The sequence below is a fragment of the Hydrogenophaga sp. genome, from assembly GCF_048549895.1.
Taxonomy (GTDB): Bacteria; Pseudomonadota; Gammaproteobacteria; order Burkholderiales; family Burkholderiaceae_C; genus Hydrogenophaga.
In genome coordinates this window covers 37912-52958 of sequence record NZ_JBLYYB010000046.1, presented here as the reverse complement: position 1 = coordinate 52958, position 15047 = coordinate 37912, and the positions used below count along the sequence as shown (strand labels likewise).

Sequence of the window (15047 nt, the reverse complement as noted above, 5' to 3'; positions counted from 1 at the left end):
CTGCCTCATGACACAACAATTGCAAACCCTGATCGACAACGCCTGGGACAACCGCGCCGAACTCTCCCCCGCCTCTGCGCCCAAGGAAGTGCTGGACGCGGTGGAACACGTGATCGCCGAGCTCAACAAGGGCCGCCTGCGCGTGGCCACGCGCCAGGCCGTGGGCCAGTGGACGGTGCACCAGTGGATCAAGAAGGCGGTGCTGCTCTCCTTCCGCCTCAAGGACAACGAACTGATGCGCGCGGGCGACCTGGGCTTCTTCGACAAGGTCAAGACCAAGTTCTCGCACCTGAGCGAATCCGAAATGAAGGCCACCGGCGTGCGCGTGGTGCCGCCCGCTGTGGCGCGCCGCGGCAGCTTTGTGGCCAAGGGCGCGATCCTGATGCCCAGCTACGTGAACATCGGCGCCTACGTGGATGAGAACACCATGGTCGACACCTGGGCCACGGTGGGCTCGTGTGCCCAGATCGGCAAGAACGTGCACCTCTCGGGCGGCGTGGGCATCGGCGGTGTGCTGGAGCCGCTGCAGGCCGGCCCCACCATCATCGAAGACAACTGCTTCATCGGTGCGCGTTCCGAGGTGGTTGAAGGCGTGGTCGTCGAAGAGAACTCCGTGCTGGGCATGGGCGTGTACCTCGGCCAGAGCACGCCCATCTTCAACCGCGACACCGGCGAAGTGGTGTTTGGCCGCGTGCCCAGCGGCAGCGTGGTGATCAGCGGCAGCCTGCCCAAGAAAACGGCTGGCGGCAAGGACTACAGCACCTACGCGGCCATCATCGTCAAGACGGTTGACGCGCAGACGCGCTCCAAGACCAGCCTGAACGACCTGTTGCGAGACTGAACATGATGCCCCCACGCTCCACCGCTTCGCGGGTCGCTGCCCCCCAAGGGGGCTGGCCTTGCTTGGGGCGGCCCGGCGCGGCGGCCTGCCTCACTGTACTTATTCACTTGAAGGGATCAGCATGAGCAGCGGAACAATGGAGCGCATCCTGCGCCTGATGGCCGACAAGAAGGCCTCGGACGTGTACCTGACGGCGCATGCGCCAGCCATGATCAAGATCAACGGCCAGACCATCCCGATCAACAGCCAGGTGCTGCCGCCCGAAGCGCCGCGCAACCTGCTCTCGGAGATCATTCCCTCCACGCGCATGGAAGAGCTGCAGGAAACCGGCGAGCTCAACATGGCCGTGCCGCTGGAGGCGCTGGGCAATTTCCGCGTGAGCGCGTTCCGCCAGCGGGGCAACGTGGCGGTGGTGATCCGTTTCATTCCGGGTGATATCCCGGCGCTCGATTCGCTCAACGTGGCGCCCGTGCTGGCCGATCTGGTGATGGAAAAGCGCGGCCTGGTGCTCATGGTGGGTGCCACCGGCGCCGGCAAGAGCACCACGCTGGCGGCCATGATCGACCACCGCAACGAATGCGCCAGCGGCCATGTGCTGACCATTGAAGACCCGATCGAGTACGTCTACAAGAACAAGAAGTCGGTGGTGAACCAGCGCGAGATCGGGCCCGACACCGCGTCGCTGCAGATCGCGCTGAAGAACGCGCTGCGCCAGGCGCCCGACGTGATCCTGATCGGCGAGATCCGCGACCGCGAAACCATGTCGGCCGCCATCGCCTACGCGCAGTCGGGTCACCTGTGTCTGGCCACACTGCACGCCAACAACAGCTACCAGGCGCTCAACCGCATCCTGAGCTTCTACCCGGTGGAGGTGCGCCCCACCATGCTGGGAGACCTGGCCGCCGCGCTGCGTGCCATCGTCTCGCAGCGCCTGCTGCGTACCCACACCGGCAGCCGCGTGCCAGCCATGGAAGTGCTGCTCAACACCTCGCTGATCGCCGACCTGATCCAGAAGGCCGATTTCTCCGGTGTGCGCGAAGCCATGGAAAAGTCACTCGCCGATGGCTCGCAAAGCTTCGAGCAGGATCTGGCACGCCTCATCAACGACGGCCTGGTCACGCGCAACGAAGGCCTGGCGCAAGCGGACTCGCCCAACAACCTGCTCTGGCGTCTTCAAAACGACTTCCACGCGAGCAAGTCCAACGACGCGGCCAGCGCGAACGATGAAGACACCGCCGAGAACGCCACGTTCACCGAATTCACGCTCGACGTGAAGTATTGATCCCATGACCGACACCCTGCGCCTGACCGAACAGCTCATCGCCCGTGCCTCCGTCACGCCGCGCGATGAAGGCTGCCAGGCGGTCATTGCGCAGCGCCTGGAAGCCCTGGGGTTCCGCTGCGAAACCATCGAAAGCGGCCCCGACGATTTCCGCGTGACCAACCTCTGGGCGCGCCTGGGCACGGGCCAGCAACCCACGCTGATCTTCGCCGGCCACACCGATGTGGTGCCCACGGGCCCCGCCGCGGCGTGGAGCAGCGACCCCTTTGCGCCCACGCACCGCGACGGCAAGCTCTATGGCCGTGGTGCGAGCGACATGAAAGCCTCGCTGGCGGCCATGGTGGTGGCTTGCGAAGAGTTTGTGGCGGCGCAACCCCAACCGGGCATCGACATCGCCTTTTTGCTCACCAGCGACGAGGAAGGCCCGGCGCTGGACGGCACGGTGGTGGTGTGCGAACGGCTCCAACAACGCGGTGAGCGCCTGGACTGGTGCATCGTGGGTGAACCCACCTCGGTCGAGCGCACCGGCGACATGATCAAGAACGGCCGCCGCGGCACCATGAGCGGCAAACTGACCGTCGAGGGCATCCAGGGCCACATTGCATACCCGCATCTCGCAAAGAACCCGATCCACCTGGCCGCGCCCGCATTGGCCGAACTGGCCGCCACCACCTGGGACGCCGGCAACGCGTTTTTCCCGCCCACCAGCTGGCAGGTGAGCAACATCCACGGCGGCACGGGCGCGAGCAACGTGATCCCCGGTACCGTGGTGATCGACTTCAACTTCCGCTTCTCCACCGAGTCCACGCCCGAGGGCTTGCAGCAACGCGTGGCAGAGGTCCTCGCGCGCCACGGCCTGCAGGCCGGCAGTGGCTACGACCTCGCATGGACACTCGGCGGACGCCCCTTCCTCACGCCACCGGGCACCCTGGTGGAGGCCGTGCGTGCGGCCATTTTTGAGGAAACCGGCATCACGACCGAGCTCTCCACCACCGGCGGCACCAGCGACGGGCGATTCATCGCCCAGGTCTGCCCGCAGGTGATCGAACTCGGCCCACCCAACGCCACCATCCACAAGATCGACGAGCATGTGGCCGTGGCCGACATCGAACCGCTCAAGAACATTTACCGCCGCACGCTGGACCACCTGTCCCGCCTCGCCGCATCCCCCGACTGAGCGCCCCGTGAAACTGAAAGAACTGCTGGCTGCGGCCACCCGCCGCCTGGACGCGGCCCGACTGGCCTATGGTCACGGCACCACCAACGCGCGCGACGAAGCCATCTGGCTCGTGCTGTGGCAGCTCGGCCTGCCGCTGGACAGCGACCTCGACGCCCTCGCCCGCCAACCCATCACGGCGCAGCAGCAAGCCGAGGTGGAGGCGCTGATCCAGCGGCGCATCGACACCCGCGAACCGGCTGCCTACCTCACCGGCGAAGCCTGGCTGCAAGGTGTGTCCTTTCATGTGGACCGCCGTGCCATCGTGCCGCGCAGCTTCATCGCCGAGCTGCTGGCCGAAGGCTCCATCGACCCCTGGCTGGACGAACGAACCCGCGATGTGCTGGACCTGTGCACCGGCAACGGCAGCCTGGCCGTGCTCGCGGCCATGGCCTACCCTGAAGTGCACGTGACCGCTGCGGACATCTCCCCGGAGGCGTTGGAGGTCGCGCGCATCAACGTGGCGCGTCACGAACTGCAGAGCCGCATCCAGCTCGTGACCTCCGACGGTCTGACGAACTGCCCCGGTCCCTGGGACCTGATCCTGTGCAATCCGCCCTATGTGAACGCACAGAGCATGGCCGTGCTCCCACCCGAATACCGCGCCGAGCCGGCCCTGGCACTGGACGGCAACACCGCTGGCAACGTCGATGGCATGGACTTCGTGCGCGCCCTGATCCGCGACCTGCCCCGCCGCCTGAAACCCCAAGGCGTGCTGGTGCTGGAAATCGGCAACGAACGCGAGCACTTTGAAGCCGCGTTTCCCCACCTCGAAGTCGTCTGGCTGGCCACCAGCGCTGGCGACGACCAGGTTCTTCTGCTCACCCTTGAATCCCTCACGGCGACGCCCACCTCAACGACGCCCGCTCCATGATCACCTTGAAAAACCTTGTCCTTCGCCGCGGCGTGAAGGTCCTGCTCGACAACGCCTCGTGCACCATCAACCCGGGTGAAAAAGTCGGCCTCGTGGGGCGCAACGGCGCTGGCAAATCCAGCCTGTTCGGTCTGCTGAACCACACGCTGCACGAAGACAAGGGCGACTTCTACGTGCCTCCCCAGTGGCGCATGGCGCAGGTGGCGCAGGACATGCCCGAGACCGATCAGACCGCCACGCAATTCGTGATCGAGGGCGACGTGACCCTGCTCGCCGCCCAGCAGGAAGTGACCGCATCGGAAGACAGCGGCGACGGCGAGCGCATGGCGCACGCCTACATGGCGTTGCACGACGCCGGCGCACACGACGCACCCGCCCGCGCGCAGGCGCTGATCCTCGGCCTGGGCTTTCGCACCGACGAGCTGGAACGTCCGGTCAACAGTTTTTCGGGCGGCTGGCGCATGCGCCTGCAGCTGGCCCGCGCACTGATGTGCCCGAGCGAGTTGTTGCTGCTGGATGAGCCCACCAACCACCTGGACCTGGACGCACTCGTCTGGCTGGAGGCCTGGCTCAAGCGCTACGAAGGCACGATGCTCGTCATCAGCCACGACCGCGAATTTCTGGACGCGGTGACCAACGTCACCATCCACATCCACACCGCGCAGCTCACGCGCTACGGCGGCAACTACAGCCGCTTTGAAGACATGCGCGCCGAGCAGATGGCGCTGCAACAGTCGGCCTATGCGCGCCAGCAGGACAAGATGGCGCACCTGCAGAAATTCATCGACCGCTTCAAGGCCAAGGCCAGCAAGGCCAAGCAGGCACAGAGCCGCGTGAAGGCGCTGGAGCGCATGGAAAAAATCGGCCCGGTGCTGGCCGACGCCGACTTCACCTTCGAATTCACCGAGCCGCAAAACCTGCCCAACCCGATGCTGGCCATGAGCGACGCCAGCTTTGGTTACCCGCCGCCGGACGAAGGCAGCGAGCCCACCGTGATCGTGCGCAACATCAGCCGCTCGGTGCTGGCGGGCCAGCGCATCGGCATCCTGGGCGCCAACGGCCAGGGCAAGTCCACCGTGGTCAAGACCATCGCGCGCGACCTGCAACCCATCGCCGGCCAGATCACCGAAGGCAAGGGCCTGAACATCGGCTACTTCGCGCAGCAAGAGCTCGACGTGCTGCGCCCGGCCGACACGCCGCTGGAGCACATGATCCGTCTGGTGCGCGAATGCACGGCCGAGGGCCGCCTGAGCGGCCAGCCCACGCGCGAGCAGGACCTGCGCAGCTTCCTCGGCAACTTCAACTTCACCGGCGACCAGGTCAAACAAAGCGTGGGCAGCATGAGCGGCGGCGAAAAGGCCCGTCTGGTGCTGTGCATGATCGTCTGGCAGCGCCCCAACCTGCTGCTGCTCGACGAGCCCACCAACCACCTGGACCTCGCCACGCGTGAAGCCTTGTCGGTGGCACTCAACGAGTTCGAAGGCACCGTCATGCTGGTCAGCCACGACCGGGCCCTGCTGCGCGCCGTGTGCGACGAGTTCTGGCTGGTTTCGCGCGGTGGCATCGAACCTTTTGATGGCGACCTCGACGACTACCAGCGCTACCTGCTCGACATGGCCAAACAGTCGCGCGAGGCGCAACGCCAGGAACAGCGCGATGCGCAGCGCGCCCCCGCCGTGGCTGCGGTGGCGGCGCCCGAGCAAAAGCGCGTTGATGCCCAGCGCCGCCAGCAACTGGCCGAAAAAACCAAACCACTGAAAAAAGAGCTGGAGCAGACCGAGAAGCGCATGGCGCAACTGGCGCAGGACAAAGCCCGCCTGGAGGCCGCCATGAGCCAATCGCTCAGCCCCGCCGACATGGCCAAAAACGGCAAACAGCTCAAGGCTGTGAACGACGAGAACGAGACGCTGGAAGCGCGCTGGCTGGAGCTCACCGAAGCCATCGAGGCCGTTGACGCCTGAGCTTGTGACGACCCGCCCGGGACACGGCCTGAGACCGACACAAAAAGCGGCTAGAGTGCAGACTCTATTACTTTTGTATCAACCACAACGCTCAGGAGTTTTCGAATGATGTCCATTCTCGGCACCCTCTTCATCGGTCTCATCGCCGGTTTCATTGCCCGCGCCCTCAAGCCCGGCAATGACAGCATGGGCTGGATCATGACCGCGCTGCTCGGTGTGGCCGGCTCTTTCCTTGCCGGTTTCCTGGGTACCGCACTCGGCCTGTACCGCCAAGGCGATCCCGTGGGCTTTCTCGCGTCGGTGGTTGGCGCGATCGTCCTGCTGATGATCTACAGCTTCGTGAAGAAAAACTGAACCTCCACAAGCCAACGACCCGCAACAGCGCATGCGGCGGGCAACAAAAAAGCCCTGATCTTTCGATCAGGGCTTCACATGTTTTGGTGGGACGTGCGGGGGTCGAACCCACGACAAACGGATTAAAAGTCCGCTGCTCTACCAACTGAGCTAACGTCCCATCAGGGTTTCGCGTTCTGCACACTGTTTGCACACTGTGTATCCCGCGAAGCCTCAAATTATAGCTTCTTTTTCGGGGCCTTTTGAAGACCTCGCGAAGATTGCTTGTGCATCTTTCGCCAGGGTGTTCATCACCCACCCGGCCGCACAAAAACCAAACGCCGCCGTGACGCTCACCACCGAGCCGTAGCCGTGGCAATTGAGCGAACCATCCACGTCTTCGATGTTGCACGACGCATCGGGTGGCGCCACCGTCTCGCGGCTGAACACGCAGCCCACGCCCATGCGGCCTGTGCGTGCGCCACCATGGTGTTTGCGCAAGCGGTAGCGCAGCTGAGCCAGCAATGGGTCGTGCGTGACCTCGCTCAGGTCCGCCACATCGACCGCGTGCGCGAGCCGCTTGCCGCCCGCAGCGCCCACGGTGACGAAGGGGATGGCGTGGGTTGCGGCCCAAGCGGCCAGGGTGGTCTTGGCACGCACCTGGTCGCAGGCATCAATGACCGCCGAAGGCAACCCGTCAAGACCCGACACACCGTGCAGCAAGGCGGGCCAGTTCTCCGGCGTCACAAAATCATCGACCACGTCCACCACGCAGTCGGGATGAAAGAGCGCGATGCGATCGCGCATGGCCTCGGCCTTGGCCTGGCCCAGCGTGGGTTCCAGCGCGTGAATCTGCCGGTTGATGTTGGACTCGGACACATGATCGAGGTCGATCAGGGTGAGGCGCCGCACGCCACTGCGCGCCAGGGCCTCCACCGCCCACGAACCGACCCCACCGATGCCCACCACCACCACGTGTGCGTTGAAGATGCGCTGCGCCCCATCAACGCCGTAGAGTCGACGCAGGCCGCCAAAGCGGCGCTCGAAGCCTTCGTTCGTGTCTTGCGTCACTCGCGGTCCAGCAACCAGATCTGGAATCGGAAACCACCGACGGCACCGAGCACGATGCCAGTGACCGCGATGATGCTGGTGAGGCTCAGGGTGGACAGGCCCGACATGCCCTGCCCCACCGTGCAGCCCAATGCCGTGACGCCGCCCACACCCATGCACACGGCACCGACCATGTGCAAGGCCGTGTCTTGCGTTGTGCGGAATCCTTCCCAGCGGAAGCTGCCTTCCAGCACGGCGCAGGCAAACGCACCGACCACCATGCCAACCACCGTCACAGTGCCAAAGGTGAGCACCTTGGAGGTGTCGCTGAAGAAGATGAGCCAGTCGAGCGTGTAGGCCATGGGTGCGGTGAAGGTCAGCGCGTCCATGCGGCCGGTGTTGCTGCCCAGGAAAACAGCGTCCAGCGTTTCGGGATGTTCGGCCACAAAGCCCAGACGGCCGCTCACCCACCACATGGCGGTCACCACCAGCCCCAGGCCGATGCCGGCCAGCAGGTTGTTGCCGGTGCGGAAATCGCGTCCCAGCAATGCCCAGACCACCAGCGCTCCACCCACCACCAGCGCGAACAACAAACCCGTGAGCGCTGGCGCGGAACCCATCACACTGGCCAGCCAGGCGGGCAGCGCCGAGCCCGACGCCATGTTGAAGGACACGGTGTCCACCGTGTTCACGCGCAGCACGGCGGTCACACCGCGCAAGGTGGCAAACGCCGCTATGGCCATGACGAAAAAGACCACCAGCGACTTGAGACTGCCAGCGCCGATGCGCACCAGCGTCTTGCTGCCACAGCCCGAAGCCAGCACCATGCCGAAGCCGAACAAGGCTCCGCCCAGAATGGCAGACAGCCAGATGACGCGGGAACCGGTGTAGATGCTTTGCGAGGGATCGATCCAGCCCAGCCAGGCCATGCCGTAGAAGCCGATCATCGCGATGCCCACCGCCATGCCCCACATGCGCATGCGGGTCCAGTCGCCCATGTTCACGATGTCGCTGATGGCGCCCATGGTGCAGAAATGGGTGCGTTGTGCGATGAACCCAAAAACAAGGGCCACAGCGAAGGCGGCCCAGAGAACGAGGGTGTTGAGTTTGGCGAGGTCGGCAATTTCCATGGCCGCCATTGTAGGAGGCCGCACCCCGCCCTGAAGGACGCGTGTCAGGGCACGCGGCTCACATCAACGCAGGCGGGCCAGGCGCTCGCGCGCTGCGGCAGCAGCCTCGGAATTCGGGTACGTCTTCACCAGATTTTCGAGTGTGCTTTTGGCGGTGCGCGCGTCTTTCAGCTCCACATGGCTGTTGGCCATGGCGAGCATGGCCTCGGGCGTGCGCATGTGTCCAGGGAACTCACGCACCAGCCGACCATGGGTGGCCACCGCTTCCTTGTAGGCTCGGTTGGCGTACTGCGCATTACCCAGCCAGTACAACACCGAGGGCGTGTAGCCGCTGGCGGGGTAACGTTGCAGGAACGCTGCGTAGGAAGCCGACGCAGGCTGGAACTCCGACTTGCGCAACTGCGCCATGGCAGCTTCAAAGTCGTTCTTCTCGACCGGTGCTGCCGTGAAGGTCTGGCCATCAAACTCGATGCGCAGCGGCTCCACCTGTCTCAGGCGCTCGTCAACGCCAGCCTGCACATCTTTCTGCTGGCGCTGCAGTTCAGAGACTTCGCGCGCCAATTGTTCGTTCTGGCCTCTGAGGCGAGCGAGTTCGGCCCGCAACTGCTCGATCTGGTTCGACAACTCCAGCAGGCTGCGGCGCGTGCTCGCATCGCCTTCGCGCGCTTCGGCCGCCGCAGTGTCGGCAGCCTGTTTGTTGGCGTCGACCTTTTGCCGCAGCTCGATGATGGCCTTACGCGCCTCGTCGTCGCCAAACAAGGCGTGGGCCTGCAAGGGCCACAGCGTGGCCAGGAAAAGCGCCCAGGGCGCGGCGGCTGTGAGCTTCATGTTCAGCGGTAGGTCAGTTCAACGCGGCGGTTCTTGGCGAACGATGCTTCGTCCAGTCCGACCTGGGCGGGCTTCTCTTCGCCGAAGCTCACGGCTTCCATCTGCGCGTCGGACACACCCAGCAGGCTCAGCGAGCGGCGCACGGCTTCGGCACGCTTCTGGCCCAGCGCCAGGTTGTATTCGCGACCGCCGCGCTCGTCGGTGTGGCCTTCCAGGTTCACACGGCGGGTGCGGTTGGCGTTGAGGTAGCGTGCGTTGGCTTCCAGCGTGGTGGCCGAATCGGCCTTGACCTCGAAGCTGTCGTAGTCGAAATAAATGATGCGCGCCACGGCTGCTGGCTGGGCCGAATCGGCACCGCCGACAGCGACACCGGACACGCCACGTGGATCAACCGCACCGCCCTGTCCACCGGCAGCAGCGCCGGAGTTGACCGCCGAACCGGAGCGGTTTTCAACCGGCACGTCGTCGAGCTTGACGCCAGAGCTGCAAGCGGCCAGCACAGCGGCAAGGCCAAGCCCGGCGACCAGGCGCAGGCCGCGCTGGAGGCGGCTGTTTTGAATGAAGGATGGGTTCTGTGTGGGGTTCATGTGGAAGGTCCTTGGAAAAGAAAAAAAAGAATGCGGGCGGGAGCCCATGGGCTCCCGGTGTGGATCAGCGCAGGAACGGGCCCCACTCGGGCTCGCGGATGTCGCCTTGCGCGCCGGCCAGGCGGGTCTTGATGCGTCCGTCCACCGTGGTGGTCATCAGGGCTTCCTGGCCTTTTTCGCGGGTGGCGTAAATGATCATGCGGCTGTTGGGCGCGAAGCTGGGGCTCTCGTCGGCGCTCGACTCGGTGAGCGCGGTCACGGTACCGCTGGCTAGCTCCATCACGTGAAGGCGGAACGCTCCATTGACGCGGGAGATGAAGGCCAGCCAGCGCCCGTCGGGGCTGGGCGCGGGCGAGATGTTGTAGTTGCCGGTGAAGGTCAGGCGCTGGGCGCTGCCGCCTTGCGCGCCCATCCGGTAGACCTGCGGCGAGCCACCACGGTCGCTCACGAAATAGATGGACTTGCCGTCCGGGCTGAACACCGGCTCTGTGTCGATGCTGGCCGACTGGCTCAGGCGGCGCGGCTCGCCACCGTTGGCGTCCATGGTGTAGACCTGTGCATTGCCCGAGAGCGAGAGCGTGGCCACCACCGAGCGGCCGTCGGGCGACCACGAGGGCGCGCTGTTCGAGCCCTTGAAGTTGGCCAGCAGTCGCCGTTTGCCTGAAGCCACGTCGTGGGCGTAAATCACAGGCTTGCGCGCTTCGAACGACACATAGGCCAGTTGCGCGCCACCCGGTGCCCAACTGGGTGAAATGATGGGCTCGGGGCTGGTGAGCGCCGCGCGCGCGTTTTCGCCATCGGCATCGGCCACCCAGAGGTTGTGGCGCTGCGCGGTTTTGGTCACGTAGGCGATGCGGGTGGAAAACACGCCCTTTTCACCGGTGATCTTCTCGTAGATGAAGTCGGCGACGCGGTGGGCCGCCAGGCGCAGGTCTTGTGCGCCCACGGGGTAGCTCAGGCCACCAAGGTCTTGCCCACGCACCACGTCCCACAAGCGGAAACGCACGTCAAAACGGCCGTCGGCCAGTTTGGTGACGCTGCCGGTGAGCAGGGAGTCGGAGCCGCGCTCACGCCAGGGGCCGAGGTCGGGGCGGGAGGTTTCGTCCAGCACGCCGGCGATAGGATCGACAAAGCGAAACTGGCCGCTGCGCTCCAGATCGGCGCGCACGATGGCAGCGATGTTTTCACTGGCCGCGTCGTTGCCGCGAAAACCCACGGCAGAAAACGGAAACTGGGTGAGGCCGACGCCCGCCACCTCGACCCGGAACTGCGCTTGCGAGAGCGTGGGCCAACCGAGCAGGGGGAGGGTGGAAACCAGGCCGAGCGCGCGGCGTCTCGGAATCAGGGGCAGCGCGTTGTGTCGGTTCAAATCCAGCATGCTGTGTGTGTCGCTTGTCCTGAGGTCGCGGCGGGGCAAAACGCCTCGCGAAGCCGACCGATAATAACGGAGGCACCTGGCCCTTCCGTGACAAGATGTGTGCACGCAGGGCCTGTGCCGGTGGTGCAAGGCTGATTCAGCGCCGTGCGGAATGTTCCGCAAGACCGCACTCTTTGGGACCGATCCGCTTTTGACCGCATCCAACAACTCCAGCCCGCCACTGGCCGGCACACTGACCCAGCGCCTGCTGCGCCTGTGGCCCTACTTCCGCTCGGCCAAGACCGGCATCGCTCTGGCGGCCGTGAGCACCCTGATCGGCGCACTGACCGAGCCGCTCATCCCCGCCCTGCTCAAGACCCTGCTGGACCGTGGCTTTGCCGAAGGCAACATCGAACTCTGGATGGTGCCGGTGGCGCTCATGGGCCTGTTCGGCATCCGCGGTCTCGCGGGCTTTGTGGCGCAGTACACGCTGTCCTACACGGCCAGCCTGGGCCTGTTCAACCTGCGCCGGGCGATGTTTCTCAAGCTCAACGATGCGCAGATGACGCTGTTTGCCCGCCAGAGCGCGAGCAAGTTGTCCAACACGCTGGTGTACGAGGTGCAGACCGGCTCGCAGATGCTGGTGTCGGCCTTCCTCACGCTCACCAAGGACAGCCTCACCGTGCTGGCGCTGCTGGGTTATCTGTTCTACCTGAACTGGAAACTCACGCTGATCGTGATGCTGGTGTTCCCCGGGCTGATCCTGATCATGCGGGTGCTCTCGCGCCGCCTCTACAAGCTGACCCGCGACAGCCAGACAGCCACCGACGAACTCGCCTACGTGGTGGAAGAAAACGCGCTGGCCCACCGCATGGTGCGGCTGCACGGCGCGCAGGCCCGCCAGACCGAACGCTTTGATGTGCTCAGCCTGGCGCTGCGCCGGTTGGCGCTCAAGTCCACCATTGCCATGGCGGCCATGACGCCGCTCACACAGTTGCTCGCCTCCGCCGCACTGTCCGCCGTGATTGCCGTGGCACTGTGGCAGAGCAGCAGCAGTGGCGTCACGGTCGGCAACTTCGTGGCCTTCGTCACCGCCATGCTGATGTTGATCACGCCCATCAGGCACCTGGCCGAAATCACCGCGCCCATCACGCGCGGCCTGGCCGCCCTGGAGCGTGGGCTGGAACTGATCGAAAACACACCCGAACAATCCAGTGGAGCCCACATTGCCGACCGGGTGATGGGTTCCATCGCGCTGAGTGGTGTGTGGGTGCGTTACCCAGCCAAGGACGATCAGATCGTGCAAAGCGACGACGACAGCCTGGTGGCCCTGCGCGGTGTCTCGCTGGACATCCACCCAGGTGAGGTCGTGGCCTTCGTGGGTCCATCCGGTTCGGGCAAGACCACCCTGGTCAACCTGCTGCCGCGTTTTGTGGAGATCGAACGCGGCGATATCCGGCTCGACGGCGTGCCGCTGGCCGACTGGAACCTCACCAGCCTGCGTCGCCAGTACGCCATGGTGAGTCAGGACGTGGTGATGCTCAACGACACGCTGGCCGCCAACGTGGCGCTGGGTGCGCTGGGCGACGAGGTTGACGAAAAGCGTGTGCTTGCCGCACTCGTGTCGGCCAACCTGGGCGAGCTGGTGGAGCGCCTGCCCCAGGGCATTCACAGCACGGTGGGCCACAACGCGGCCGAGCTCTCGGGCGGCCAGCGTCAGCGGCTGGCCATCGCGCGCGCCATCTACAAGGACGCACCCATCCTGATCCTGGACGAAGCCACCTCGGCGCTGGACAACGAATCGGAGCGGCTGGTGCAGGATGCGCTGGCCCGGTTGATGAAAGGCCGCACCACGCTCGTGATTGCGCACCGCCTGTCCACCATCGAACACGCCGACCGGGTGGTCGTGCTGGCCGATGGCCGCATCAGCGAAATGGGCACACACCGGGAGCTGCTGGCCGCCGATGGGCTTTATGCCCGGCTGCACTCGCAGAGCTTCAGGCCTGAAGCCGAGGCCTGAGGAGGCCGTTTACAGCAGAACGATGTCGTATTGTTCCTGCGTCATCGAGCCTTCGCTCTGCAGCGAAATCGGCTTGCCGATGAAATCCGACAGTCCCGCCAGGTGGGCCCGCTCTTCGTCAAGGAACAGCTCCACCACCTTGGCCGAAGCCACCACGCGGAATTCGCGTGGGTTGAAGGCGCGGGCTTCGCGCAGGATCTCGCGCAGGATGTCGTAGCACACGCTGCGCGCGGTCTTGACCACACCTTTGCCGCTGCAGGCTTCGCAGGGCTCGCTGAGCATGTGGGCCAACGACTCGCGCGTGCGCTTGCGCGTCATCTCCACCAGGCCGAGCTGCGAGAAGCCGCCGGTCATGGTTTTCACGCGGTCGCGTGCCAGCTGTTTGCGGAACTCGCTGAGCACCGAATCCCGGTGGTCCTCGCGCACCATGTCGATGAAATCCACGATCACGATGCCGCCCAGGTTGCGCAGGCGCAGTTGCCGCGCAATGGCCTGCGCCGCTTCCAGGTTGGTGCGAAACACGGTGTCGTCGAAATTGCGCGCGCCGACAAAGCCGCCGGTGTTCACGTCCACCGTGGTCAGTGCTTCGGTCTGGTCTATCACCAGATAGCCACCCGACTTCAGATCGACCCGCCGGCTGAGCGCGCGCACGATGTCTTCGTCCACGTTGAACAAATCAAAAATCGGCCGCTCGCCGCTGTAGTGCTGCAGCTTGGCCACGGTGTCGGGCATGAACTCGGCTGCAAAGGCCGTGAGCAGGCCGTGCTGCTCGCGCGAATCGATGCGGATGGAATGGGTGTCGGCGCCCACCAGATCGCGCAGCACGCGCTGCATCAGGTTCAGGTCTTCGTGCAAGAGCGTGGCCGAGGGCTGGCGGGTGGCCGCCTCCTTGATGCGCAGCCAGGTCTTGCGCAGATACGCCGTGTCCTCGACCAGCTCTTCGTTGGTGGCGTCTTCAGCGTTGGTGCGCAAGATGAAGCCGCCTGCGGCGCTGCCGTCGGCGGTGGCCGTGAGCTGCAGCAGGCGCTGTCGCAATGCTTCGCGCTGGGCTGGCGGAATCTTCTGCGACACACCGATGTGGTTGTCTTGCGGCAGGAACACCAGCAGGCGGCCCGCAATGCTGATCTGTGCGGTCAGGCGCGCGCCCTTGGTGCCGATCGGGTCCTTGAGCACCTGAACCATCAGCGCCTGACCCTCGAATATCTGACGCTCGATCGGCAGCACGGGGTTGGGGGTGAGCAGCTTGCCGTTGGCACCGGCAGCAGCCGGCTCCGACTCAGCCGCCACCGGCGCGCTCGCGCGAGGGGCCGCGTGCTTGGCAGCGATGTTGGGCATGAGGTCGGCCACATGCAGAAAGGCTGCTCGATCCAGACCGATGTCGATGAAAGCCGACTGCATGCCCGGCAACACGCGCGACACCTTGCCCAGGTAAATGTTGCCGACCAGGCCCCGCTCCAGCGTGCGCTCCAGGTGCACCTCCTGCACGGCCCCCTGCTCCACCACCGCCACCCGCGTTTCCTGCGGTGACCAATTGATCAAGATGTCCTGGCTCATGGGGCCCTTCTCCG

General features: G+C 65.1%; 13 protein-coding genes and 1 tRNA gene. 7 read left to right on the top strand and 7 right to left on the bottom strand.

Translation table 11 applies throughout. The features are described 5' to 3' along the window. The first annotated feature begins 7 nt into the window (after positions 1-7). The 6 genes from dapD to ACN4F8_RS04685 all read left to right on the top strand — a co-directional run bounded on the left by dapD (position 8) and on the right by ACN4F8_RS04685 (position 6528). Entirely contained in the window at positions 8-841 is an 834-nt protein-coding gene (gene dapD, locus ACN4F8_RS04710) for a 2,3,4,5-tetrahydropyridine-2,6-dicarboxylate N-succinyltransferase (protein ID WP_419472485.1), read from the top strand. A gap of 121 nt (positions 842-962) precedes the next feature. Then, entirely contained in the window at positions 963-2123 is a 1161-nt protein-coding gene (locus tag ACN4F8_RS04705; RefSeq protein ID WP_419472484.1) for a PilT/PilU family type 4a pilus ATPase, read from the top strand. A gap of 4 nt (positions 2124-2127) precedes the next feature. Further along, positions 2128-3300 carry a succinyl-diaminopimelate desuccinylase gene (dapE, locus tag ACN4F8_RS04700; protein ID WP_419472483.1) on the top strand — a complete coding sequence of 391 codons (1173 nt, stop codon included), beginning with the start codon at positions 2128-2130 and terminating at the stop codon, positions 3298-3300. Between the two features lie 7 nt (positions 3301-3307). Continuing rightward, positions 3308-4213: a 50S ribosomal protein L3 N(5)-glutamine methyltransferase gene (prmB, locus tag ACN4F8_RS04695; RefSeq protein WP_419472482.1), complete on the top strand. Its 906-nt coding sequence runs from the start codon at positions 3308-3310 to the stop codon at positions 4211-4213. Next, positions 4210-6174: an ABC-F family ATP-binding cassette domain-containing protein gene (locus tag ACN4F8_RS04690; protein ID WP_419472481.1), complete on the top strand. Its 1965-nt coding sequence runs from the start codon at positions 4210-4212 to the stop codon at positions 6172-6174. Before prmB ends, ACN4F8_RS04690 begins: the two co-directional genes overlap by 4 nt. 105 nt (positions 6175-6279) lie before the next feature. Further along, the gene (locus ACN4F8_RS04685; RefSeq protein ID WP_419472480.1) at positions 6280-6528 is read left to right on the top strand and encodes a GlsB/YeaQ/YmgE family stress response membrane protein; all 249 of its coding nucleotides are present in this window, start codon (positions 6280-6282) and stop codon (positions 6526-6528) included. An 84-nt stretch (positions 6529-6612) separates the two neighbouring features. On the opposite strand, the gene ACN4F8_RS04680 is transcribed toward ACN4F8_RS04685, so the two are convergent. The 6 genes from ACN4F8_RS04680 to tolB form a co-directional block, all read right to left on the bottom strand. Next, a tRNA-Lys gene (locus ACN4F8_RS04680) sits at positions 6613-6688 on the bottom strand. 53 nt (positions 6689-6741) lie between these two features. Continuing rightward, positions 6742-7578, bottom strand: a complete 837-nt coding sequence (locus ACN4F8_RS04675; RefSeq protein ID WP_419472479.1) for a tRNA threonylcarbamoyladenosine dehydratase — start codon at positions 7576-7578, stop codon at positions 6742-6744. Beyond that, on the bottom strand, positions 7575-8687 hold the full coding sequence (locus tag ACN4F8_RS04670) for a YeeE/YedE family protein (RefSeq protein WP_419472478.1): 1113 nt from the start codon (positions 8685-8687) through the stop codon (positions 7575-7577). Before ACN4F8_RS04670 ends, ACN4F8_RS04675 begins: the two co-directional genes overlap by 4 nt. 63 nt (positions 8688-8750) lie before the next feature. After that, entirely contained in the window at positions 8751-9515 is a 765-nt protein-coding gene (gene ybgF, locus ACN4F8_RS04665; RefSeq protein ID WP_419472477.1) for a tol-pal system protein YbgF, read from the bottom strand. 2 nt (positions 9516-9517) lie between these two features. Continuing rightward, on the bottom strand, positions 9518-10102 hold the full coding sequence (pal, locus tag ACN4F8_RS04660; protein WP_419472476.1) for a peptidoglycan-associated lipoprotein Pal: 585 nt from the start codon (positions 10100-10102) through the stop codon (positions 9518-9520). Between the two features lie 64 nt (positions 10103-10166). Next, on the bottom strand, positions 10167-11480 hold the full coding sequence (gene tolB / locus ACN4F8_RS04655; protein ID WP_419472475.1) for a Tol-Pal system beta propeller repeat protein TolB: 1314 nt from the start codon (positions 11478-11480) through the stop codon (positions 10167-10169). Between the two features lie 151 nt (positions 11481-11631). On the opposite strand from tolB, the gene msbA reads away from it, so the two are divergent. Further along, the gene (gene msbA / locus ACN4F8_RS04650; protein WP_419472474.1) at positions 11632-13479 is read left to right on the top strand and encodes a lipid A export permease/ATP-binding protein MsbA; all 1848 of its coding nucleotides are present in this window, start codon (positions 11632-11634) and stop codon (positions 13477-13479) included. A gap of 9 nt (positions 13480-13488) precedes the next feature. Here the strand turns inward: msbA and rng are convergent, their stop codons facing one another. Further along, entirely contained in the window at positions 13489-15033 is a 1545-nt protein-coding gene (rng, locus tag ACN4F8_RS04645; protein ID WP_419472473.1) for a ribonuclease G, read from the bottom strand. Between the last annotated feature and the right edge of the window lie 14 nt (positions 15034-15047).